The organism is Pseudomonas sp. G7(2022) (assembly GCF_052660475.1).
On sequence record NZ_CP109659.1, the window covers coordinates 5,362,634 to 5,385,455 of the forward strand.

The following is a 22,822-nucleotide window of genomic DNA, read 5'->3' on the forward strand; positions in this document are numbered from 1 at the left end:
GCAGCCGCACAGGCTGGGCGCGATCACGCTATCGCGGGGTTTCCTACAACCTGTAACCGCACTATCTGACACTTTTTGTCACCTGCACCGGAGAGGTTTGGCGCTGTCACTTGACTAGGCTATAAGTCATGAACTGTCTGCATCCGGGATTCCCATGAATGACATCGCTCTGAGCGGCCTGGCCAAACAGCTGGTCCAGGCCGAACTGCTCACGGAAAAAGTCGCCCAGCAAGCCTGGCAGCAGGCCCAGCGCAATCGCCTGTCGCTGGTCAGCTATCTGGTACAGAACAAACTGGTGAAGAGCTGGCAGGTCGTCGAAATTGCCTCGGAGCATTTCGGCATGGCATTCCTCGACCTCAACTGCCTGGACAAGGAAACCCAGCCCAAGGGCCTGGTCAGTGAAAAACTGGTGCGCCAGCATCACGCCCTGCCCCTGTGGCGGCGAGGCAACAAGCTGTTCGTGGGCATTTCCGACCCGAGCAATCACCAGGCGATCAACGACATTCAATTCAGCACCGGGCTGAGCACCGAAGCCATTCTGGTGGAGGACGACAAGCTCACCGACGCCATCGAAAAGTTCTTCGACACCCACGCTTCCGGTCTGGAAGACATGGCCGATGTCGACCTTGAAGGACTGGACGTCGAGTCAGTCGATGACAGCAAACAGGACGCCATCGGTGGGATGGACGCCGACGATGCTCCGGTGGTGCGCTTCGTCCACAAGATGCTGCTGGACGCGATCAAAAGCGGCTCTTCCGACCTGCACTTCGAGCCCTACGAAAAGAACTACCGGGTGCGGGTACGTACCGACGGCATCCTGCGTGAAGTGGCCAGGCCACCGATCCAGCTGGCCGGGCGTATCGCTGCACGTCTGAAGGTCATGGCCAGCCTCGACATCTCCGAACGTCGCAAGCCCCAGGACGGGCGTTTGAAGATGCGTCTGTCAAAAACCAAGTCGATCGATTTCCGGGTCAATACCCTGCCGACCCTGTGGGGCGAAAAAGTGGTGATTCGGATCCTCGACCCCTCCAGCGCCCAGATCGGCATCGACGCCCTCGGTTATGAGCCGGAGCAGAAAGAGTTGTACCTCGCCGCCCTGAAGCAGCCACAGGGCATGATTCTGGTTACCGGCCCTACCGGTTCAGGCAAGACCGTGTCGCTGTACACCGGGCTCAACATCCTCAATACCGTCGACATCAACATTTCCACCGCCGAAGACCCGGTGGAGATCAACATGGAAGGCATCAACCAGGTCAACGTCAATCCGAAGCAGGGCCTGGATTTCGCCCAGGCGCTGCGCTCGTTCCTGCGCCAGGACCCGGACGTGATCATGGTCGGCGAGATTCGCGATCTGGAGACCGCGGAAATCGCCATCAAGGCGGCGCAGACCGGTCACCTGGTCCTCTCCACACTGCACACCAACAGCGCCGCCGAAACGCTCACGCGTTTGCACAACATGGGCATCCCCGGCTTCAACATCGCTACATCGGTCAGCCTGATCATCGCCCAGCGTCTGGCACGCAAGCTGTGCAGCCATTGCCGAAAACCCATCGAGATTCCCCGCGAAACCTTGCTCAAGGAAGGCTTCCCCGAGGAACGCATCGGCAGTTTCACGATCTATGAGCCCGTCGGTTGCGATCAATGCAACGGCGGCTACAAGGGCCGCACCGGCATCTATGAAGTGGTCAGGAATACTCCCGAACTGCAGCGGCTGATCATGGCCGAAGGCAACTCACTGGAAATCGACAGCCAGATGCGCCTGGACGGCTTCAACGACCTGCGCACCTCGGGACTGATCAAGGCCATGCAGGGCATCACCAGCCTTGAAGAAATCAACCGGGTCACCAAGGACTGAACATGGCCGTCAAGGCAGCGAAAATCAGCGTCTACGCCTGGGAAGGCACGGACAGGAAAGGCAGCCGGATCACTGGCGAACTGAGCGGACAAAGCCCCGCGCTGATCAAGGCACAGTTGCGCAAACAAGGCATCAACCCCGGCAAGGTGCGCAAGAAATCCGCGTCGTTGATGAACTTCGGCAAGCGCATCAAGCCTCTGGATATCGCCCTCTTCACCCGGCAAATGGCGACCATGATGAAGGCCGGCGTGCCATTGCTGCAGTCGTTCGACATCATTGGCGAGGGCTTTGACAATCCGGCCATGCGCAAGCTGGTGGACGAGGTCAAACAGGAAGTCGCCGCCGGTAACAGCTTCGCCGCGGCCCTGCGCAAGAAGCCGCAATACTTCGACGAGTTGTACTGCAACCTGGTGGATGCCGGCGAGCAGTCCGGTGCCCTAGACACCCTGCTCGAACGTGTGGCGACCTACAAGGAAAAGAGCGAAAGCCTCAAGGCCAAGATCAAGAAGGCCATGACCTACCCCACCGCCGTGGTTCTGGTAGCCGCGGTCGTCACCGCAATTCTGCTGGTGAAAGTGGTGCCGCAGTTCCAGTCGGTGTTTTCCGGCTTCGGTGCCGAACTGCCGGCGTTCACCCTGATGGTGATCGGCCTGTCGGAATTCATGCAGCAATGGTGGTGGGCGATTCTCGGCGTGCTGGTCGCAGCTTTTTTCGGCACCCGCCATGCTCTGAAGAAATCCCAGGCCCTGCGCGATCGCCGTGACGCCTGGCTGCTCAAGCTGCCGCTGGTGGGCACCATGATGTACAAGTCCGCCGTGGCCCGTTTCGCCCGGACCCTGTCGACCACCTTTGCCGCCGGCGTGCCGCTGGTCGAAGCGCTGGACTCGGTTGCCGGAGCCACCGGCAACGTGGTGTTCAAACGCGCGGTGCTGCGCATCCGCCAGGACGTGGCCACCGGTATGCAGCTGAATTTCTCGATGCGCACCACCGGCATGTTTCCCAACATGGCGGTCCAGATGACCGCCATCGGCGAGGAGTCCGGTGCTCTGGACGACATGCTCGACAAGGTTGCCGGGTTCTACGAGGAAGAAGTGGATAACATGGTCGACAACCTCACAAGCCTCATGGAGCCTTTCGTCATGGTGGTACTCGGGGTGATCGTCGGCGGACTGGTGGTGGCCATGTATCTGCCGATCTTCCAACTCGGCTCAGCGATCTGACATGCCCATCGACGAACTCTTCGCTCTCTATCCGCTGGCCTTTGTCTTCACCGCTCTGATACTCGGACTGGTGGTCGGCAGCTTCCTCAATGTGGTGATCTGGCGTCTGCCAAAAATGCTCGAGCGCGAATGGCGCCAGCAGGCTCACGATGTGCTTGGGCTGCCTGTCGAAACACCGCTGCCGGTTTACAACCTGATGTTGCCGCACTCGCAGTGCCCGCATTGCGCCCACCGCATTCGTGCGTGGGAAAACATCCCGCTGCTCAGCTACGTGTTTTTGCGCGGGCGCTGCTCGTCATGCGCGGCGCCGATCAGCAAGCGTTATCCACTGACCGAACTGGCCTGCGGTCTGCTCTCGGCGTTCATCGCCTGGCATCTGGGCTTTAGCTGGCCGGCATGCCTGCTGATCGTGTTGACCTGGGGCCTGCTGACGATGAGCCTGATCGATATCGAACATCAGCTGTTGCCCGACGTGCTGGTGCTGCCGTTGCTGTGGCTGGGGTTGATCGTCAACAGCTTCGGCCTGTTCGTCTCGCTGCACGACGCGCTGTGGGGGGCAGTAGCTGGCTACATGGCGCTGTGGTCGGTGTTCTGGCTGTTCAAGCTGTTCACCGGCAAGGATGGCATCGGTCACGGCGACTTCAAGCTGCTGGCACTGCTTGGGGCCTGGGGCGGCTGGCAGATTCTGCCGCTGACCGTCCTGTTGTCCTCGTTGGTGGGAGCGGTGCTGGGGGTGATTTTGCTCAAGTTGCGCGACCGGAATACCTCGACGCCGATCCCCTTCGGCCCCTATCTGGCAATTGCCGGCTGGATTGCCTTGCTCTGGGGTGGTCAAATAACCGACTTCTATTGGCAGTTTGTCGGTTTGAAATGAATACCCCTGTGGAAAAACCCTGGATTCTCGGCCTGACCGGCGGCATCGGCAGTGGCAAAAGCGCGGCGGCCCAGCACTTCATCGACCTCGGTATCCATGTCGTGGACGCCGATCATGCAGCACGCTGGGTGGTTGAACCGGGTCGCCCGGCGCTGGCGAAAATTGCCGAGCACTTCGGCCCGGATGTCCTGCAGGCCGACGGCACACTGGATCGCGCCGCATTGCGCAAGCTGATCTTCGAAGTGCCGGAGCAACGCCGCTGGCTAGAAGCGCTGTTGCATCCGCTGATCGCCGAGGAAATCGCCCATCACCTGGCGCTGGCAAAATCGCCTTACGCGATTCTGGTCTCGCCGCTGCTGATCGAGTCCGGACAGTACGCGATGACCCAACGGATCCTGGTGATCGACGCGCCGCAACAACTGCAGATCGAACGCACCTTGCAGCGTGACCAGACCAGCGAAGAGCAGGTCCAGGCGATCCTCAAGGCCCAGTCCAGCCGCGAAGACCGCGTGAGCCGTGCCGACGATGTGGTGGTCAACGACCGCGACCTCGCCTGGCTGCACAGCGAGGTCGAGCGCCTGCATCACTTTTACCTGACTTTATCCGGAGGCCAGTCATGAGCCAGACCCCAACCGTCAACTGCCCGACTTGTGGCGCGCCCGTGGAATTCACCCCCGAGAACAAATTCCGGCCGTTCTGCTCGGACCGCTGCAAACTGATCGACCTCGGCGCCTGGGCGTCGGAAGAACACAAGATTCCGGTGGCCCCGGATGCCGAGGACGAACTGTTTTCCGGCGATTTCGACCCGCGTCACTGATCCCGCTCAGGGCCGCATGAAGCCGTAGTCCTGATCGTCGTCGAGGTTTTCCGCCAGAAAGCGCAACTCGTCGGCCAGGTCTTCGGCATTGCGTACGGCCTTGCTCTGTTGCACCACCGCACTGAGCAGGGCCCGCAGGCTCAGGCCCGGATCGAACCCCACCTCCTGCGCCATCTCCAGACTCTGCCGGGTTTCCTGCCTCGCCCACTCGTAAACGCTCATGCCGCTGCTCCTGAAGGGATTTTGCCGAGCATGAAATGCTGCGCATCAAGTGGATTTGATGTGGATCAAGACTTGGGATCGTCGTCCTTCCACGGCGCCGAAAGGTAGCGGGTGCGGTTGAAGGTCTCCAGCCATTCCGGGCTGAACACCACCAACGCGCTGATCACCATGCCGTTGATGAAAGCTTCGGGAAAAATCAGCAGCCACAGGTAACCGATGAAATCTTCCAGCCATTCCGGCATGGCGAAGAGGCCGTCGTACCAGAGCAAGGTCAGGCTCAGCGTCAGACACAACAACGCCGACAGCGCTGCGGCGAAAAAGCCGGAACAGAAGATGTACACGAACGGATTGCGCGGTTGGGCGCGCTCGACCAGGATCGCCACGCATTCGGTGATCAACACCGGCAACAGGATCAGCAAGGCGCCGTTGACCCCGACAGCCACCAGATCCTGACGTCCCAACAACACCAGCCCCAGTTGCGCCACCAGTCCGCCGACGATTGCCAGCGGCCAATCCAGCAGCAGTGTCACCGCTGTCATGCCGATGAAGTGGTAGGACACGCCGCTATCGAAATCCCTGCGCACCAGCCACAGCAGAAACAACGCGAACACCGTGCCGAACAGCAAATGCTGACGGCGGTTGTCGCTGAACAGCTCGACCCACGGTGCGCGGACAATCGCCCAGAGCAGCACCGGCAGGTAAATCAGCCAGCCCAGCAGCAGGCTCGCAGACGACAGCAGCTCGGCGCCGATCATGGTTGCGCCTGCTCCAGCGCCTCGCGCAGTTCCGCAGCCTGGGTGTACTCATGCCGGGCCAGCAAACGCCCGTCCTTGAGTTGCAGCCAGAGCACCGTGCCATCGGCCCCGGGATAGCGCGAGGCCACACGGCCTTCGCGATCAAGCAACACTCGATAGCCATAGTCACGCATGGCCGGAATGGCGAACATCTTCGCAATCAACGCCGGCATGCGCTGGATATCGGCGACAAACACCGCATGCCGCGCCTCCAGATAGCCCTTGGGCTGATCGGCCATGGCTTGCTTGAGCAGTTTCGCACCGTCCATATCACGCGCCACCAACAGCGTCGTGGTGCGGTTATCGAGAGTAAACGGCTGATCGTACTGATCCAGCAGCGTCCAAGACGCCAACCGCTCACCGACCTCCAGCGCATGGGCCCATAGCGGAACCACAGCGAACAACAACAGCCAGCGAAATTTCACATTCAGCCCCTTTCATTCGACGTTGATACACGGTGCCATCAGTCTACACCGACCCTCCCGACTGCCCACTGATGCACTTTGCCGCGCGAACGCTTTCTGCTTGTCGCAATTGAACGCTAAGCTTGGGCCTATGGATGACTCGGATTATTTACGCCTGCTGACCATCGCCGCCGAGCAGGCCAACGCGTTCCTGTCCAATGCCCGCAAATGGGAGCGTGAGCGTTGGGTCTGCCAGCGCCTGCTGCAAGGCTTGAATATTCCCTATCGCGCCGACGAATTCGCCCCGGCAGGCGAGCCCCCGGACGTGTTGTTTCGAGACGCCAACTTCGAGGTGTTTTTCGTCCTCGACGAAGGTCGCCGGCTCAACGACGAATGGCGCGATGAGCTGCAACGCCGGCGCAGTGCCTTTTCCCTGAGCCAACTGGTACGCCGCGAAGCCAAGCCGCGACGAATTCCGGCCAATGAATTTTTGCTCAGACTGGCGCCGACCTTGCGCAAGAAGGCGCACAACTACAAGGAACGGGGCATGGACCTGGGCGAGCTGGACATCATTGCCTTCGCCAGCCTGAAACGCGAAGTGCTGGACCTCAACAGCCACTTTCCACCGCCCACCGAATATCTGCGTCAGGGCTGGCGCTCGCTGTCGCTGGTCGGGCCGACCTTCGCCCGGGTGTTGTTCGCCCACCCCGATGCGCCAGACTTTCTGCGCAGCAATCTGGGTCGCAGCATCGTGTTCGATGTCGGGATCAGCCTGTGACGCCTCTTCAACAATTGATTGCCGATGTCCCGCAGTCCGGGCGTGTGCGCTGGATTGGCGTGCGCCCCGAATCCCGGGGTCCGATGCTCGCGCTCGATGCGGTTGAGGCGCGGCTCGAGGCCGGGCTCACCGGCGATCACGCTCGGCCCGGTGTGCGCAATGCGCGGCAGGTGACGCTGATTCAGTGGGAACATCTGGCTGTCATCAACGCCCTGATGGGCCGGTCGGCCGAACAACCGGTCACGCCTGAAGATCTGCGGCGCAATCTCGTCATCAGCGGGATCAACCTGTTCAGCCTCAAGGGGCGGCGATTTCGCATTGGTCAGGCGATTTTCGAAACCACGGGCTGGTGCCAGCCGTGTGCGCGCCTGCAAAACAACCTCGGCCCCGGAACGTTCCAGGCGGTGCGCGGGCATGGCGGAATCACCGCGCGAGTGTTACAAAGCGGGATCATTCGCCTCGGGGACAGTGTGTCTGTCGAACCGGTCCCGGACAGTGGCTATGCTGCGTTCAATCCCGGATAAAAAAACCGCTGTAGCTTGTTCACATTCAGCAACGTCTACCCCTGACGAGGCCTCATATGACCAGCCGCCTGAACCCCGAAGACCAGAAGCATGTCGAAGAGTACCTGCAGTTGTCCCAGCACCGTGTCGAGCGCCGGCCATTCCGGCCGTGGATGCTCCTGGTGCTGGTGCTGGCAGTGACCATTGGTCTGGGCCTGTTGAGCCGACTTATCAGTTACCTGACGCTATGAGCAGCATCGCGCTCGCTTGGGTAACCGCACCGATTTCCTTTAAAAACCTTGCGAGCTATCCCTATGTCCCATCGTATTGTCATTGTCGGCGGCGGCGCCGGCGGTCTGGAGTTGGCTACCCGTCTGGGTAAGACTCTGGGCAAACGCGGCACTGCCAGCATCCTGCTGGTCGACGCGAACCTGACGCACATCTGGAAACCGCTGTTGCACGAAGTGGCCGCCGGATCGCTGAACTCCTCCGAAGACGAACTCAACTATGTCGCCCAGGCCAAATGGAACCACTTCGAGTTCCAGCTGGGGCGTATGAGCGGGCTCGACCGTGAGCAGAAAAAGATCCAGTTGGCCGCCACCTACGACGAAAACGGCGTGGAACTGGTCCCGGCGCGGGAAGTGCCGTATGACTCGCTGGTAATCGCGGTCGGCAGCACCACCAACGATTTCGGCACTCAGGGTGCAGCGCAGCATTGCCTGTTCCTCGATACTCGCAAACAGGCCGAACGTTTCCACCAGCAACTGCTCAACCACTACCTGCGAGCTCACGCCGGACAATCCGATGGGGTCCAGCAGATCAGCGTGGCCATCGTCGGCGCCGGCGCCACGGGCGTCGAGCTGGCAGCAGAGTTGCACAACGCGGCCCATGAACTGGCGGCTTATGGTCTGGACCGGATCAAGCCGGAAAACATGCACATCACCCTGATCGAAGCCGGGCCACGGGTGCTGCCAGCGCTGCCGGAGCGAATCAGTGGGCCGGTGCACAAGACGCTGGAAAAGCTCGGGGTCAATGTGTTGACCAACGCGTCGGTCAGCCAGGTCACCGCCGACAGCCTGATCACAGCCGATGGCAACGAGATCAAGGCCAGCCTGAAAGTCTGGGCCGCCGGGATCCGCGCACCAGGTTTCCTCAAGGACATCGATGGCCTGGAAACCAACCGCATCAACCAGCTGCAAGTGCTGCCGACGTTGCAGACCACCCGTGACGAAAACATCTTCGCCTTCGGTGACTGCGCCGCGTGCCCGCAACCGGGCTCCGATCGCAACGTTCCACCACGGGCCCAGGCTGCGCACCAACAGGCCTCGTTGCTGGCCAAGTCGCTGAAACTGCGGATCGAGGGCAAGACCCTGCCGGAGTACAAGTACACCGACTACGGCTCACTGATTTCGCTGTCGCGCTTCTCGGCGGTGGGTAACCTGATGGGCAACCTGACCGGCAGCGTGATGCTCGAAGGCTGGCTGGCGCGGATGTTTTACGTGTCGCTGTACCGCATGCACCAGATGGCGCTGTACGGGCCGTTCCGCACGGCGATGCTGATGCTGGGCAGCAAAATCGGACGCGGTACCGAGCCGCGCCTCAAGCTGCACTGATGTAAAAACACCGTGGGGGCGGGCTCGCCCTCACGGTGTTTTGTTTTCTACTGTATCTGCCCGCAGCTTTCCCCACCTTCGCTTACAAACGCCCCGCTCCTCGACACAGACGCGATACACCGCCACCGCTTAATGGCCACACCCGAGCACACCTGCTCCGGCTTGATCGCCCTTAACGTGTGGTTGCGCTGTGCAACCGAAGGAGAATGCAATGTCCCGTACTTCGAAAATCGGCAAAAACTCCCTTGGCCTGGTCGGTGCCGTACTGGCCGGCGGCCTGATGCTGTCCGGCTCGGTGTTCGCCGCACAACCGCTGGCTCAGGGTTATATGGTCGCTTCGGCCGAGACCTCGGTGAAAACCCCGGAAGGCAAATGCGGTGAAGGCAAATGCGGCGATGCGTCGATGGCCAAGACCGACACCGATGGTGACGGCAAGGTCTCGCGCGCCGAATTTCTGAAGGTCGCGCCGAAGTCCGACTTCGACAAGATCGACACCAACCACGACGGTTTCATCGACGAGCAAGAGGCGTACAACAACGTCAAAGCCAACTTCGAAGCCAATGGCAAGAAAATGCCGAAAGGTCTGTTCGAACACCTGAAAGACCAGGACGGTGCCTGACTTTTCAGCCTGCCCGATAACACAAAGCCGCGCTTTCTCTGACGAGAAGCGCGGCTTTTTCACGCCTGCATGATTACAGCTGGAAGCGCCGCACCATGCCCTGCAGGGCATTGGCCAGTTGCGACAGTTCATGGCTCGACGCATTGGTTTGATCGGCACCCGCCGCCGAACGCACCGACAGATCGCGTATGTTCACCAGATTGCGATCCACTTCCCGTGCCACTTGCGCCTGCTCTTCGGCGGCACTGGCGATCACCAGATTGCGCTCGTGGATTTCGTGTACCGAGGCCGTGATCGTCTGCAACGCCTCACCGGCCCGCTCGGCCAGCACCAGCGTGGTGGCCGCCCGCGAGGCACTGGCCTGCATCGACTCCAGCGCCAGGCTCGAACCGTTGCGCATGCCCTGCACCATCTGCTCGATTTCCTGGGTCGACTGCTGAGTGCGATAAGCCAGCGCCCGGACTTCATCGGCGACCACGGCAAACCCGCGCCCGCTCTCCCCGGCCCGTGCTGCTTCGATGGCGGCGTTGAGCGCGAGCAGGTTGGTCTGCTCGGCGATCGCTCGGATCACGTCCAGCACTTTGCCGATGTCTTGTGACTGATTGGCCAGCGATTGCACCAGCTCGCCGGTGTGTTCGACTTCGCTGGCCAAGGCGTTGATGGCGCCGGCGGTTTCGCTGACCCGTTCCTGACCCAATTGCGCCGACTCGCTGGACTGGCGGGTGGCGTCGGACGTCGACACCGCATTGCGAGCGACTTCCTCGACCGCCGTGGTCATCTCGTTGACCGCGGTGGCGGCTTGTTCGATTTCGTTGTTCTGTTGTTGCAGCCCTTGCGTGCTGTCGTGGGTGACCGCGCTCAGTTCATCGGAAGCGGTCGCCAGTTGCGTGGCCGATCCGCTGATGCCCTGCAGGGTTTCGCGCAGGTTCTGCTGCATGGTCGCCAATGCCTTGAGCAACCGGCTGACTTCATCGTTGCCGTGGGTTTCGATCGGGCGGGTCAGATCGCCTCTGGCGACGTGTTCAGCAGCGTCGACGGCGGCGCTCAGGGGGCGAACGATGCTGCGGGTCAGCAACATGGCCAGGGCCACGGTGGCCAGCGCCGCCAAAGCGATGAACAAGGTCACGATGGTGCGCGAAGTTTCGTAGTGGGCGGCAGAGTTCTGACTTTCGGCGGCGACCTGGCGGGTAAACAGATCTGCCAGATCGTTGAGTTGTTTGCCGGAGCCGTCGACCACGGTTTTCATGTCGACCAGCAGCAGTTTGGTCAGCTCGTCACGCTTGCCTTGCTCGGCAAGGGTGAACGACTGGGCGATCCCGGAGCGGTAGGCAGCAAAGGTCTTCTTGAACTGATCGTACAACTGCTGACCTTCCGGGGTGGTCACCAGCCGGTCGTAAGCGGCGATTTTCTCGCTCAGCTCCTTGTCGCGGGTATCCATCTGGCTGCGGTACGTGGCGATGTTGGCCGGATCCTGATCCAGAGCCATGCGCAGGGAGATGGTGCGAATGCGCAACATGATCTCGCGAATCTCGTCACCGCCGCGAATGCTCGGCAGCCACTGCGTCTCCACCGCCACTTCGCTGTCGCGGATGCTCGACATCTGCCCCAGCGCAAACACCCCGAGCAACGCCACCAGCACCGCGATCAGGGCAAAGCCCAGGGCGGCACGGGGAGCAATATTCAACTGACGAAGCAACATGACGAACGCCCTTTTCTTGTATTGGCCGGATTCAAGGGGCGATCAATGGCAGCCTCCTTGCGTTAGCGGGCTATCGGCAAGTTGTATGACGACTTGAATGAAACATTTCCGAAGGGCAAAAAAAATCCCCGTATCTTTCGATACGAGGATTTTTAATATGGTCGGGGTAAGGGGATTCGAACTCCTGACATCCTGCTCCCAAAGCAGGCGCGCTACCGGACTGCGCTATACCCCGGTAAAAAAAAGGCGACCTTTCAAAGATCGCCTTCTTCGATCAGCGCTTTTGGCCTCTGATCTTAAGATTCGATCCCAGTGTTACCTGGTTTCAAAAATGGTGGGTCGTGTGGGATTCGAACCTACGACCAATTGGTTAAAAGCCAACTGCTCTACCAACTGAGCTAACGACCCAAAAATGGTCGGGGTAAGGGGATTCGAACTCCTGACATCCTGCTCCCAAAGCAGGCGCGCTACCGGACTGCGCTATACCCCGGTTTGAAATTGGCTCCGTGACCAGGACTCGAACCTGGGACCCAATGATTAACAGTCATTTGCTCTACCGACTGAGCTATCACGGAACTACACATTTCAATTTACTACGGTGAAACTTGCAGCTTCTCGACACCGTTTTCGCATCGCTGCGTTCGTGTGTCTGAGGCGCGCTATTCTACAACCTAGAACACCTCTGTCAACCCCCTAAATTGCTTTCAAGTTAATGATTTGCAACTTATTTCAGATTTCTGCTCAGTGAGCTGAAACCGTGTTGGTGACTGACTGCGGGGCGCACTTTACAAGCCTTTTCCTTTGAGTTCAACAGCCTGGCGAAAAAAAAGGCCTCGCATTGCGAGGCCTTCCTTACTTCACCACCGGCAGGTGTCAGTTGAACGTGATCTCGTCGTTCTCCACGACACCGGTCGCGGTCTCGCCCGGCATGAAACGCCCCGACAGGATCAACTGCGCCAGCGGGTTCTCGATCCAGCGCTGGATCGCCCGCTTCAGCGGCCGTGCGCCATAGACCGGGTCGTAACCGACGGCAATCAGCTTGTCCATCGCTTCCGGGCTCAGTTCCAGCTTCAGCTCGCGCTCGGCCAGACGGCTGCGCAGACGGCCCAGCTGGATCTCGGTAATGCCCGCGATCTGATCCCGCGCCAATGGCTCGAAGATCACCACTTCGTCGACCCGGTTGATGAACTCCGGACGGAAGTGGGTGGAAATCGCATCCATCACCGCTGCCCGTTGCGCTTCACGATCACCGACCAGTTCCTGGATCTGCATCGAACCGAGGTTGGAGGTCATGACGATCACGGTATTGCGGAAGTCCACCGTGCGGCCGTGGCTGTCGGTCAAGCGCCCATCCTCCAGCACTTGCAGCAGGATGTTGAATACATCCGGGTGCGCCTTCTCGACTTCGTCCAGCAGGATCACCGAGTAAGGCTTGCGCCGTACCGCTTCGGTCAGATAACCACCCTCTTCGTAGCCGACGTAGCCCGGTGGCGCCCCGATCAACCGTGCCACGGAATGTTTCTCCATGAACTCGGACATGTCGATCCGCACCATCGCCTCTTCCGTATCGAAGAGGAATTCGGCCAGCGCCTTGCACAGCTCGGTTTTACCGACACCGGTCGGGCCGAGGAACATGAACGAGCCGCTCGGACGATTCGGGTCTGACAACCCGGCACGGGACCGCCGCACCGCGTTGGCCACTGCGACCACCGCTTCGTCCTGGCCGATCACACGCTGGTGCAACAGGCTTTCCATCTTCATCAGTTTGTCGCGCTCGCCTTCGAGCATTTTCGACACGGGGATGCCGGTCCACTTCGAGACGACTTCGGCGATTTCCTCTTCGGTCACCTTGCTGCGCAGCAGCTGGTTCTCGCTCTTGCCGTGCTGGTCGACCATTTGCAGGCTGCGTTCCAGATCCGGGATCACCCCGTACTGCAACTCGGCCATGCGGTTCAGATCGCCTTTGCGGCGCGCGGCTTCCAGTTCCTGACGGGACTGTTCGATCTTCTGCTGAATCTGTGCAGAACCCTGCACTTCGGCTTTTTCCGAGTTCCAGATTTCTTCCAGATCCGAATACTCACGCTCGTGTCGGACGATTTCTTCCTGGAGCTTCTCCAGACGTTTCTTCGCCGCGTCGTCGCTTTCTTTCTTCAGTGCCTGGGATTCCACCTTCAACTGAATCAGGCGCCGCTCCAGCCGATCCAGCACTTCCGGTTTGGAGTCGATCTCCATGCGGATGCGGCTGGCCGCCTCGTCGATCAGGTCAATCGCCTTGTCCGGCAACTGCCGATCGGTGATGTAACGATGGCTGAGCTTGGCCGCCGCGATGATCGCGCCGTCGGTGATCGCCACCTTGTGGTGAACCTCGTAACGCTCCTTGAGGCCACGCAGGATCGCGATGGTGTCTTCTTCGCTCGGCTCGTCCACCAGCACTTTCTGGAAGCGCCGCTCGAGGGCTGCGTCCTTCTCTATATATTGGCGGTACTCATTGAGCGTGGTCGCGCCGACGCAATGCAGTTCGCCACGGGCCAGGGCCGGCTTGAGCATGTTGCCGGCGTCCATCGAGCCTTCGCCTTTGCCGGCGCCGACCATGGTGTGCAGCTCGTCGATGAACAGAATGATCTGCCCTTCCTGCTTCGACAGCTCGTTGAGCAACGCTTTCAGGCGCTCTTCAAACTCGCCGCGATACTTGGCACCGGCGATCAGCGCGCCCATATCGAGAGACAGCAGACGCTTGCCGCGCAGGCCGTCCGGCACTTCACCATTTATGATGCGCTGGGCCAGACCTTCGGCAATCGCGGTTTTACCCACGCCAGGCTCGCCGATCAGCACGGGGTTGTTCTTGGTCCGGCGTTGCAGAACCTGAATGGTGCGACGGATCTCGTCGTCACGGCCGATCACCGGGTCAAGCTTGCCTTCTTCGGCGCGCTTGGTCAGGTCGACGGTGTATTTATCCAGCGCCTGACGCGACTCTTCGTGGTTGGCGTCATTGACCGCCTCGCCACCGCGCAGGTTGTTGATTGCATTTTCCAGCGCTTTTTTGCTCACGCCCTGGCCGAGCAGCAACTTGCCGAGCTTGCTGTTCTCGTCCATCGCGGCGAGCAGCACCAGCTCGCTGGAAATGAACTGGTCGCCTTTCTGCTGGGCCAGACGGTCGGCCTGGTTGAGCAGACGCGCCAGATCCTGCGACATGTTCACGTCGCCGGTCGGGTTCTGGATTTTCGGTAATTGATCGAGCTCTTTGGTCAGCTCTTTACGCAAGCTGTTGACGTCGAAGCCCACCTGCATCAACAGGGGTTTGATCGAACCACCCTGCTGTTCAAGCATGGCTTGCATCAAATGCGCCGGCTCGATGGCCGGATGATCGTGGCCGACGGCCAACGATTGGGCATCGGACAACGCCAACTGCAACTTGCTGGTTAAACGGTCTATACGCATGGGTCACCTTCCTTTTGAGCAGGCCGGACCTGAAAAACCATCCTGAATAAAGAAACCTGCCAGATACCGCTATAGATGCGGTCAATTCTGGAAGATTCAAGCGTCAGGGAGTTGATGCAGATCAGAGAGTTTAGCGGGCGCCCAGCCTCGCAAATACGTTTCTCTTTTGACGAGTGGCTGTTTTCGTCAGGCAAGGCGCCGCGACGAGTCATAGCCCGCTATGGCGAGGAGCGGCAACGCAGCATGACGTAAACAGACGCCGTCAAAAAGAAACTGTATTTGTGAGGCTGGGCGCCTCAAGCCAGACTAAGGAGGCAAAGCGACCGGTGCGCGACGCACGGCGATAAGAAAAGAAGCGGGGATCGGTCACGGTACAGAAACCGCCACCATAAACAGCGGTGACACCCCGAACCGCCAGACGCAGTCGCGCCAGCTTATAGATGTCAGCCATGAACTTGCCCGCATTGTGGCTCGGGACAAAAGCTGTCTCGGCTTCGGGCAATTGATTGATGAAGACGTCCCGGACTTCCGGGCCGACTTCGAAGGCCTGCGGACCGATGGCCGGGCCGAGCCAGACCAGAACGTCTTCGGCGGGCACATCCAGACTGTCGAGGGTGGCTTCCAGCACGCCGGCCGCCAGGCCACGCCAACCCGCATGAGCCGCCGCCACGCGAGTGCCGGCACGGTCGCAGAACAGTGCCGGCAGACAATCGGCGGTCATCGCTGCACACGCGATACCGGGTGTTGCCGTCCAGCTGGCATCCGCCGTGGCCACCACGGACGGATCAGCATGCGCCACGGCAATCCCGTGCACTTGCTGCAACCAGGCAGGCTTTATAGAGAAGTGTTCGGTCAGACGTCGACGGTTTTCGGCGACGGCCTCGGGACGGTCATCGACATGATCGCCCAGGTTGAGACTGTCGAACGGCGCCTCGCTGACGCCGCCCTCGCGGGTGGTGACACAGGCCTTGACGCTGGCCGGCGCGGGCCAGTCCGGCGTCAGCCAGTTCATCCGACGAATGCCTCGCGATCCTGCTTGAGCAGGGTCAGCAGCCAGACCAGATCTTCCGGCAACGGCGATTCCCAGCTCATGCGCTCACCGGTGGTCGGGTGATCCAGCTCCAGAAACCGCGCGTGCAGCGCCTGACGCGGGAAGTGCTTGAGGGACTCGACCATGGTCTGGCTCGCCGCTGGCGGAATGCGGAAACGACCGCCGTACGCCGGATCGCCGACCAACGGGAAGTTGATGTGCGCCATGTGCACGCGAATCTGGTGGGTACGACCGGTTTCCAGCTTCACCCGCACGTGAGTGTGGGAACGGAAGCGTTCCAGCACGCGGTAGTGGCTGACCGCCGGCTTGCCGCCTTCCATCACCGCCATGCGCTGGCGCTGCTGGCCATGCCGACCGATCGGCGCGTTGATCTTGCCGCCGGCCGTCACCACGCCGATCACGATGCACTCGTAGATCCGGCTGACACTGCGGCTTTGCAGCTGCGCGACCAGTTTGGTCTGCGCCTGGATGGTCTTGGCCACCACCATCAGACCGGTGGTGTCCTTGTCCAGACGATGCACGATGCCGGCACGCGGGACATTGATGATGTCCGGCACGTGGTGCAGCAAGGCGTTGAGCAAGGTGCCATCGGCGTGACCGGCGGCCGGATGCACCACCAGGCCGGCAGGCTTGTTGATCACCAGAATGTCGTCGTCTTCATAGACGATGTCCAGTTCGATGTCCTGAGCGACCCATTCACCCTGGGCCTCCTGCTCGGCAGTGAGCTCAAGGATGGCACCGCCATGAACGATGTCGCGCGGGCGGATGACCGCCCCGTCCACAGTCAGGCGACCTTCTTTGATCCAGGCGGAAAGGCGCGAGCGCGAGTGCTCGGCGAAGAGTTGGGCGGCGACTTGATCGAGGCGTTGGCCGCCCAATTCGGACGGCACCTCTGCGCGAAGTTCAATTTTATCGGACATGCTCGGACTGGGCGTCGGCTACAGCCTTTGGTTTCGGCTGCGCGCTTGTGGTTAAATACGGCGTCTTTTGCCCCGGGGCTTTTCAACGGGGCGCTCATCATAACAGGACGGCCCCGCCCAAGACAGCGGCCGTCATAGGGACGCAAGCCGCCATGCAAGTGAAACACCTGCTGCTGATCGCCATCCTCGCATTGACCGCTGCTTGCTCATCGAAGGAAGTCGTAGACGAAAACCTGAGCGAAACCGAGCTGTACCAGCAGGCTCAACAGGACCTGGATAACAACAGTTACACCAGTGCCACCGCCAAGCTGAAGGCTCTGGAGTCGCGCTATCCGTTCGGTCGCTACGCGGACCAGGCACAGCTCGAACTGATCTACGCCAACTACAAGAACTCGGAGCCGGAAGCCGCAAAATCCGCCGCCGAGCGCTTCATTCGTCTGCATCCACAGCACCCGAACGTCGATTACGCCTACTACCTCAAGGGCCTGACCTCGTTCGACCAGGACGTCGGCCTGCTGGCGCGCTTCCTGCCGCTGGACATGACCAAGCGTGACCCGGGTGCTGCCCGCGATTCGTACAACGAATTCGCCCAGCTGACCAGCCGCTACCCGAACAGCCGCTACGCACCGGACGCCAAGCAGCGCATGATCTACCTGCGCAACCTGCTGGCAGCCTACGAAATCCACGTGGCCGACTACTACCTGACCCGTCAGGCCTACGTCGCTGCCGCCAACCGTGGCCGGTATGTCGTGGAAAACTTCCAGGAAACCCCATCGGTCGGTGACGGCCTGGCGGTGATGACCGAAGCCTATCAGCGTCTGCACCTGGACGAACTGGCGGCCACCAGCCTGGAAACCCTGAAGCTCAACTACCCGAACCACCCGAGCCTGAAAGACGGTCAGTTCGTACCGTCGGTCGCCGAAGCCGACAACCGTTCGTGGCTGAGCAAGGCCACTCTGGGCCTGATCGAGTCCCGTCCGCCGCTGCCGCCGGGAGAGACCCGCGCCAACCAGGACGTGCAGAAGCAGTTCCAGGACGCGAAAGACGCGATCCCGAACGAGCTCAAGCCCAAAGACGAAAACGGCGCAGTGATCGAAGAGGAAGAGCACGGGGCGGCCGGCAACAACGACGACCGCTCGTGGTTCAGCTACATGACTTTCGGTGTGTTCGACTGATCACAACGCAAGTACGAGAAAGGGAGATCTTCGGATCTCCCTTTTTTATTGCCGCGTTTTATTGCGCTGTGCGCCTGTCGAGTCCTTGGCTAAACTGCCGGATCATCAGCCAAAAAGCCGCCCATCATGCTTCGTCTACTCTTCTGGATCGCCCTGATCGCCGCCGCCGTCTGGCTGTGGCGCAAACTCAAGGCGCCTGCCGCCCCCACGCAATCCCCCCGCGAAAAGGATGCTGCGCCGATGGTGCGTTGCGCCCATTGCGGCGTGCACCTGCCGCGGGATCGTGCGCTGAGCCTTCAACAACAGTGGTATTGCAGCCAGGCTCACCTCGAGCAAGGCCCAGGCTCCAGTGATCGCTGAGGCCACCAACGCCACACGCAGACAGGCCCAGCGACTGCTGCGCCTTTATCACCTCTACCGCCTGAGCGTCGGCATCACCCTGGTGCTGCTGATCTCCAGCAACATGGACAACCGCCTGCTGACGTCAGCCGATGACGAGTTGCTGCGCAACGGCAGCTGGTTGTACCTGGTGCTGAACATCCTGCTGGTGGTGTTCCTGGAGAACATCCGGCGGCCGGCCCGGTTGTTCGGCCTGGCCCTGGTCGACATCCTGCTGCTGTGCGGGCTGTTCTACGCCGCCGGCGGCGTGGCCAGCCCGGTGGGCAATCTGCTGATCGTCTCGGTGGCCATCAGCAACACCCTGCTGCGACGACGGATCGGTGTGCTGATCGCAGCGATCGGGGCGCTCGGCATCGTCGGCCTCAGTTTTCTGCTGAGCTTCAGCCATCCCTTGAGCGCCAATGACTACCTGCAGGCAGGCACCCTTGGCGCTCTGTGTTTTGCCGGAGCACTGTTGGTACAGGGGTTGATCCGTCGTCTCGAAATCAGCGAAACCCTGGCCGAGCAACGGGCCAGCGAAGTGGTCAGCCTTGAAGCGCTCAATGCCTTGATCCTGCAGCGCATGCGCACCGGCATTCTGGTACTCGACGAGCGGCGCCGGGTACAACTGGCCAACCACAGCGCCCGGACGCTGCTGGCACAGTCACCCCTCGAAGGCCAGTTGATCGATGACTATTCGACCGCGCTGGTCGAGCGCCTGAATCTGTGGCTGAACAACCCGACCCTGCGCCCGCAGAGCCTGAAAATCGCGGCCAACGGCCTGGAACTGCAACCGAGCTTCATTGCCCTGGAACAGAGCCCGAACCGCCAGACCCTGGTATTTCTCGAGGACCTGGCGCAGATTTCCCAGCAAGCCCAGCAACTGAAGCTCGCCGCACTCGGGCGTCTGACCGCCGGTATCGCCCACGAAATCCGCAACCCGCTGGGCGCCATCAGCCATGCGGCGCAGCTGCTGCAGGAGTCCGAGGAACTCGACGGCGCGGATCGGCGTCTGACGCAGATCATCCAGGATCACTCCCAGCGCATGAACCGAGTCATTGAAAACGTCCTGCAACTGTCCCGACGCCAGCAGAGCGCGCCGCAACGGCTGGATCTGGAACCGTGGCTGGCGCAGTTCGTCGCCGAAGCCCGGGAACAGGCCGGCGAGCGCCAGCGGATACATTTGCGTATCGACTCCGGGGACTTTCGCACCCTCATGGACCCCGGTCAGTTGACGCAAATTCTCGACAATCTGTTGCGCAACGGCTGGCGTCACAGCGCCCTGCTGCACGATCCGGCCGAAGTGTGGCTGACGCTGTTCATCGACCGCGAAAGCCAGCTGGCTGTGCTCGAAGTGCAGGACAACGGCCCCGGCGTGGCACTGGATCAACAGTCGCATCTGTTCGAGCCCTTCTTTACCACCAGCAGCCAGGGCACCGGCCTTGGACTTTATCTGTCCCGTGAGCTGTGCGAAAGCAACCAGGCCCGCCTAGACTTCATACCACGCCAAGGCGGCGGCTGCTTTCGCATCACCTTTGCTCACGGACGGAAACAAAGTTGAACACGAGCCCACGGCAAAAAATCCTCATCGTCGACGACGAACCGGATATCCGCGAACTCCTGGAAATCACCCTGGGACGGATGAAACTCGACACCTTCAGCGCACGCAACCTCGGCGAAGCCCAAGCGCTGCTGAGCCGCGATACTTTCGATCTGTGCCTGACCGACATGCGCCTGCCGGATGGCACCGGACTGGAGCTGGTGCAGCACATCCAGCAACGCTATCCACAATTGCCGGTGGCGATGATCACCGCCTATGGCAGTCTGGAAACGGCGATCAACGCCCTGAAAGCCGGGGCTTTCGACTTCCTGACCAAACCGGTAGACCTCAGTCGTCTGCGGGAACTGGTCGCCACTGCGTTGCGCATGTCGGCGTCGGGCAATGTCTGCACCGCGATTGATCGCCGGCTGCTCGGTGACTCGCTGCCCATGCGCAATCTGCGCAAGCAGATCGATAAACTGGCCCGCAGTCAGGCGCCGGTCTACATCAGCGGCGAGTCCGGCAGCGGCAAGGAACTGGTTGCCCGGCTGATTCACGAGCAAGGCCCACGCGCCAGCCAGCCGTTTGTACCGGTGAACTGTGGGGCGATTCCTTCAGAGTTGATGGAAAGCGAATTCTTCGGTCACCGCAAAGGCAGTTTCACGGGTGCGGTGGAGGATAAGCCGGGCCTGTTCCAGGCTGCCCATGGCGGGACGCTGTTTCTTGATGAAGTGGCAGACTTGCCGCTGTCGATGCAGGTCAAGTTGCTGCGGGCGATTCAGGAAAAGGCCGTGCGCAGCGTCGGCGGCCAGCAGGAAACCGTGGTCGATGTGCGCATCCTCTGTGCGACGCACAAGGATCTCGACGCGGAAGTCGCCGCCGAACGCTTTCGTCAGGACCTGTATTACCGACTGAACGTGATCGAACTGCGGGTGCCCTCTCTGCGCGAACGTCGTGACGATATCGAAGCCTTGGCCAGCCATATGCTCAAGCGTCTGGCGAACGGTACCGGCCAGCCGGCGGCGCGCCTGCATCCACAAGCGCTGGAGGCATTGAAGAACTACCGCTTCCCGGGAAATGTGCGGGAGCTGGAGAACGTGCTTGAGAGGGCGCACACCCTGTGTGAAAACCGCACGATCGAGGCCGACGACCTGCGCCTGAGCGAAGGCAATTGCACAGCCGAGGGCGGCATTGCCGATCTCACGCAGATCGACAACCTCGAAGACTATCTGGAGAACGTCGAGCGCAAGCTGATACTGCAGGCCCTGGAAGAAACCCGCTGGAACCGTACCGCAGCGGCCCAGCGGTTGAATCTGTCCTTCCGTTCGATGCGCTACCGGCTCAAGAAGCTCGGCCTGGATTAAATACGTCCGGTCGGGGCATACGGCGCCGGATCAATGATCGGCGCGCGCCCCAGCATCACATCGGCAAACAACTGACAGGACGCCGGCGCCAGCACCAGTCCGTTGCGGTAATGCCCGCAGTTGAGCCACAAGCCATCAAAACCCGGCACCCGGCCGATGTAGGGAACGCCCTCCGGCGAGCCGGGACGCAATCCGGCCCAGTGTCCCACCACTTCGGCATCCGCCAGCGCTGGCAGCAATTCGACCGCCGAGGCCTTGAGGCTTTCCAGTGCATTGTCGGTCGGGGTCTTGTCGAAACCTTCGTGTTCCAACGTGCTGCCGATCAGGATGTGCCCGTCGCGACGCGGAATCGCGTAGCGCCCCTTGGCCAGCACCATGCTCGGCAGGAAATCCGCCGCGCACTTGTAGAGAATCATCTGGCCCTTGACCGGTTCCACCGGCAGCGACAGGTCCAAGGTCTTGAGCAATTCGCCGCTCCACGCGCCCGCCGTCAGCACGACCTGATCGCCAGCGATCACACCGGTGGAAGTCTGCACGCCCACCACACGCTCGCCTTCAAGGACAAACCCGCTGACTTCACACTGCTCGTGAATCGTCACGTTCGGCCGCGCCTGCAACGCCGCTTTCAAAGACTTCACCAGCCGCGGATTGCGTACATTGGCCACATCAGCCATGTAGATCGCCCGGGAAAACCCACCACCGAGCACCGGCACCGCATCATGCGCCGCCGAGATATCCACAGCCCGCAGCGGACGGTTCTCCCGCGCGGCCCACGCCAGCGCTTCGGCTTCGTCATCCAGGTCCAGCCAATACAGGCCGGTGGTGTGAACCTCGGGATCAACCCCGGTATCGGCAAAAAGACGCTCGCCCAACTGTGGATAAAAATCCTGCGACCAGTGCGCCAGCGCGGTAACGGCCGCGCTGTAGCGCCACGGGTACAGCGGAGACACGATACCGCCGCCGGCCCAGGACGATTCCTGGCCGACGTTCGAACGATCCAGCAGCACCACGCTGCCGACCTCGGAGGCGAGATTGTACGCCGTGAGCAGGCCAATCACCCCGCCACCGACAATCACCACTTGCTGTTGCCTGGTCATGTTTGATCCAACCGTAAAAAAGACAGTGGGCGCAAATGGCGCCCGAAATATAGCGGCTCAGCGGCCCCAGCAATCCTTGGTGGTCAGCCCGGTGGTCGCGTTGTTCATGCTTCTGACACCGGTGTTGGTGAGGGTGAAATCCCCGCACTTGTCAGTGGCCATGGCCGTGCCGGTCTTGCGGGTCGCGGTCAGCACAAAAGTCTGGTCAGCGATGGTCGGGGTAATGGTGTAGAAATCATTACCCGTGCTGAGACCGGTGACGCCCGTGTAAACATTGTTTCTGGTGTAGAAGCGCTCGAGAGTCTGCGCCTGCTCCGTCAGCAGCGATACCACCTCGGCGCGACGGCCCTTCTTCAGATATTCGGTATAGCTCGGTGCGGCAATGGTGATGATGATCCCGATAATCGCAATCACGATCATGATTTCGATCAGGGTGAATCCTCGGATGGATCTGCGCATGC

23 protein-coding genes and 4 tRNA genes are annotated in these 22,822 nt (G+C 60.9%); 14 read left to right on the plus strand and 13 right to left on the minus strand.

Annotation, left to right across the window (positions count from 1 at the left end):
* The first annotated feature begins 154 nt into the window (after positions 1-154).
* From pilB to yacG, 5 genes are read left to right on the plus strand one after another with little or no spacing between them, the layout of a single operon-like run.
* Positions 155-1,855 carry a type IV-A pilus assembly ATPase PilB gene (pilB, locus tag NE357_RS24515; protein ID WP_169431956.1) on the plus strand — a complete coding sequence of 567 codons (1,701 nt, stop codon included), beginning with the start codon at positions 155-157 and terminating at the stop codon, positions 1,853-1,855.
* A gap of 2 nt (positions 1,856-1,857) precedes the next feature.
* Positions 1,858-3,075 carry a type II secretion system F family protein gene (locus NE357_RS24520; RefSeq protein WP_169431957.1) on the plus strand — a complete coding sequence of 406 codons (1,218 nt, stop codon included), beginning with the start codon at positions 1,858-1,860 and terminating at the stop codon, positions 3,073-3,075.
* A 1-nt stretch (position 3,076) separates the two neighbouring features.
* Positions 3,077-3,949 carry a prepilin peptidase gene (locus tag NE357_RS24525; protein WP_169431958.1) on the plus strand — a complete coding sequence of 291 codons (873 nt, stop codon included), beginning with the start codon at positions 3,077-3,079 and terminating at the stop codon, positions 3,947-3,949.
* Positions 3,946-4,569 (plus strand): dephospho-CoA kinase, encoded by a 624-nt coding sequence (gene coaE, locus NE357_RS24530; protein WP_169431959.1) that lies wholly within the window; start codon positions 3,946-3,948, stop codon positions 4,567-4,569. Before NE357_RS24525 ends, coaE begins: the two co-directional genes overlap by 4 nt.
* Positions 4,566-4,766: a DNA gyrase inhibitor YacG gene (gene yacG / locus NE357_RS24535; protein WP_039771664.1), complete on the plus strand. Its 201-nt coding sequence runs from the start codon at positions 4,566-4,568 to the stop codon at positions 4,764-4,766. Before coaE ends, yacG begins: the two co-directional genes overlap by 4 nt.
* 6 nt (positions 4,767-4,772) lie before the next feature.
* Here the strand turns inward: yacG and NE357_RS24540 are convergent, their stop codons facing one another.
* From NE357_RS24540 to NE357_RS24550, 3 genes are all read right to left on the minus strand, one after another.
* Positions 4,773-4,988, minus strand: coding sequence for a hypothetical protein (locus NE357_RS24540; protein ID WP_007959584.1), 216 nt, complete (start codon positions 4,986-4,988; stop codon positions 4,773-4,775).
* A 65-nt stretch (positions 4,989-5,053) separates the two neighbouring features.
* The gene (locus NE357_RS24545) at positions 5,054-5,743 is read right to left on the minus strand and encodes an energy-coupling factor ABC transporter permease (RefSeq protein ID WP_169431960.1); all 690 of its coding nucleotides are present in this window, start codon (positions 5,741-5,743) and stop codon (positions 5,054-5,056) included.
* Positions 5,740-6,207, minus strand: a complete 468-nt coding sequence (locus tag NE357_RS24550; RefSeq protein ID WP_169431961.1) for an FAD/FMN-containing dehydrogenase — start codon at positions 6,205-6,207, stop codon at positions 5,740-5,742. Before NE357_RS24550 ends, NE357_RS24545 begins: the two co-directional genes overlap by 4 nt.
* Before the next feature lie 130 nt (positions 6,208-6,337).
* Between NE357_RS24550 and NE357_RS24555 the strand changes: the two genes are divergently transcribed.
* The 5 genes from NE357_RS24555 to NE357_RS24575 all read left to right on the plus strand — a co-directional run bounded on the left by NE357_RS24555 (position 6,338) and on the right by NE357_RS24575 (position 9,699).
* Positions 6,338-6,964: a DUF1780 domain-containing protein gene (locus NE357_RS24555; protein WP_003228301.1), complete on the plus strand. Its 627-nt coding sequence runs from the start codon at positions 6,338-6,340 to the stop codon at positions 6,962-6,964.
* Positions 6,961-7,488, plus strand: a complete 528-nt coding sequence (locus tag NE357_RS24560; RefSeq protein ID WP_169431962.1) for an MOSC domain-containing protein — start codon at positions 6,961-6,963, stop codon at positions 7,486-7,488. The genes NE357_RS24555 and NE357_RS24560 overlap by 4 nt, the downstream gene beginning before the upstream one ends.
* A 56-nt stretch (positions 7,489-7,544) precedes the next feature.
* Entirely contained in the window at positions 7,545-7,718 is a 174-nt protein-coding gene (locus NE357_RS24565) for a DUF3094 family protein (protein WP_003228304.1), read from the plus strand.
* 63 nt (positions 7,719-7,781) lie between these two features.
* Entirely contained in the window at positions 7,782-9,080 is a 1,299-nt protein-coding gene (locus NE357_RS24570) for an NAD(P)/FAD-dependent oxidoreductase (RefSeq protein ID WP_169431963.1), read from the plus strand.
* A gap of 211 nt (positions 9,081-9,291) precedes the next feature.
* Positions 9,292-9,699, plus strand: coding sequence for an HvfA family oxazolone/thioamide-modified RiPP metallophore (locus NE357_RS24575; protein WP_007959573.1), 408 nt, complete (start codon positions 9,292-9,294; stop codon positions 9,697-9,699).
* A 73-nt stretch (positions 9,700-9,772) separates the two neighbouring features.
* On the opposite strand, the gene NE357_RS24580 is transcribed toward NE357_RS24575, so the two are convergent.
* The 8 genes from NE357_RS24580 to rluD form a co-directional block, all read right to left on the minus strand.
* A complete protein-coding gene (locus tag NE357_RS24580; RefSeq protein WP_169431964.1) occupies positions 9,773-11,398 on the minus strand; it encodes a methyl-accepting chemotaxis protein in 1,626 nt (541 codons plus the stop codon).
* A 158-nt stretch (positions 11,399-11,556) separates the two neighbouring features.
* Positions 11,557-11,633 (minus strand) — tRNA-Pro (locus NE357_RS24585).
* A 97-nt stretch (positions 11,634-11,730) separates the two neighbouring features.
* A tRNA-Lys gene (locus tag NE357_RS24590) sits at positions 11,731-11,806 on the minus strand.
* A gap of 5 nt (positions 11,807-11,811) precedes the next feature.
* Positions 11,812-11,888: transfer RNA gene (locus NE357_RS24595), tRNA-Pro, on the minus strand.
* A 9-nt stretch (positions 11,889-11,897) separates the two neighbouring features.
* Positions 11,898-11,973 (minus strand) — tRNA-Asn (locus NE357_RS24600).
* A gap of 298 nt (positions 11,974-12,271) precedes the next feature.
* Positions 12,272-14,836 (minus strand): ATP-dependent chaperone ClpB, encoded by a 2,565-nt coding sequence (gene clpB / locus NE357_RS24605; RefSeq protein WP_169431965.1) that lies wholly within the window; start codon positions 14,834-14,836, stop codon positions 12,272-12,274.
* A gap of 262 nt (positions 14,837-15,098) precedes the next feature.
* A complete protein-coding gene (gene pgeF / locus NE357_RS24610) occupies positions 15,099-15,848 on the minus strand; it encodes a peptidoglycan editing factor PgeF (protein ID WP_169431966.1) in 750 nt (249 codons plus the stop codon).
* Positions 15,845-16,807 carry a 23S rRNA pseudouridine(1911/1915/1917) synthase RluD gene (gene rluD / locus NE357_RS24615; protein ID WP_011335991.1) on the minus strand — a complete coding sequence of 321 codons (963 nt, stop codon included), beginning with the start codon at positions 16,805-16,807 and terminating at the stop codon, positions 15,845-15,847. Before rluD ends, pgeF begins: the two co-directional genes overlap by 4 nt.
* Before the next feature lie 152 nt (positions 16,808-16,959).
* Between rluD and NE357_RS24620 the strand changes: the two genes are divergently transcribed.
* The 4 genes from NE357_RS24620 (at position 16,960) to NE357_RS24635 (ending at position 21,264) form a co-directional block, all read left to right on the plus strand.
* On the plus strand, positions 16,960-17,982 hold the full coding sequence (locus tag NE357_RS24620; RefSeq protein WP_169431967.1) for an outer membrane protein assembly factor BamD: 1,023 nt from the start codon (positions 16,960-16,962) through the stop codon (positions 17,980-17,982).
* Between the two features lie 126 nt (positions 17,983-18,108).
* On the plus strand, positions 18,109-18,342 hold the full coding sequence (locus NE357_RS24625) for a PP0621 family protein (RefSeq protein ID WP_169431968.1): 234 nt from the start codon (positions 18,109-18,111) through the stop codon (positions 18,340-18,342).
* Positions 18,332-19,921, plus strand: a complete 1,590-nt coding sequence (locus NE357_RS24630) for a sensor histidine kinase (RefSeq protein WP_169431969.1) — start codon at positions 18,332-18,334, stop codon at positions 19,919-19,921. Before NE357_RS24625 ends, NE357_RS24630 begins: the two co-directional genes overlap by 11 nt.
* Entirely contained in the window at positions 19,918-21,264 is a 1,347-nt protein-coding gene (locus tag NE357_RS24635) for a sigma-54-dependent transcriptional regulator (RefSeq protein WP_169431970.1), read from the plus strand. The genes NE357_RS24630 and NE357_RS24635 overlap by 4 nt, the downstream gene beginning before the upstream one ends.
* On the opposite strand, the gene thiO is transcribed toward NE357_RS24635, so the two are convergent.
* Both thiO and NE357_RS24645 read right to left on the minus strand, forming a co-directional pair.
* Positions 21,261-22,361, minus strand: coding sequence for a glycine oxidase ThiO (thiO, locus tag NE357_RS24640; protein ID WP_169431971.1), 1,101 nt, complete (start codon positions 22,359-22,361; stop codon positions 21,261-21,263). The two genes, NE357_RS24635 and thiO, sit on opposite strands and share 4 nt — an antisense overlap.
* Positions 22,362-22,418: 57 nt before the next feature.
* Positions 22,419-22,820: a type IV pilin protein gene (locus NE357_RS24645; protein ID WP_169431972.1), complete on the minus strand. Its 402-nt coding sequence runs from the start codon at positions 22,818-22,820 to the stop codon at positions 22,419-22,421.
* Positions 22,821-22,822 lie beyond the last annotated feature (2 nt).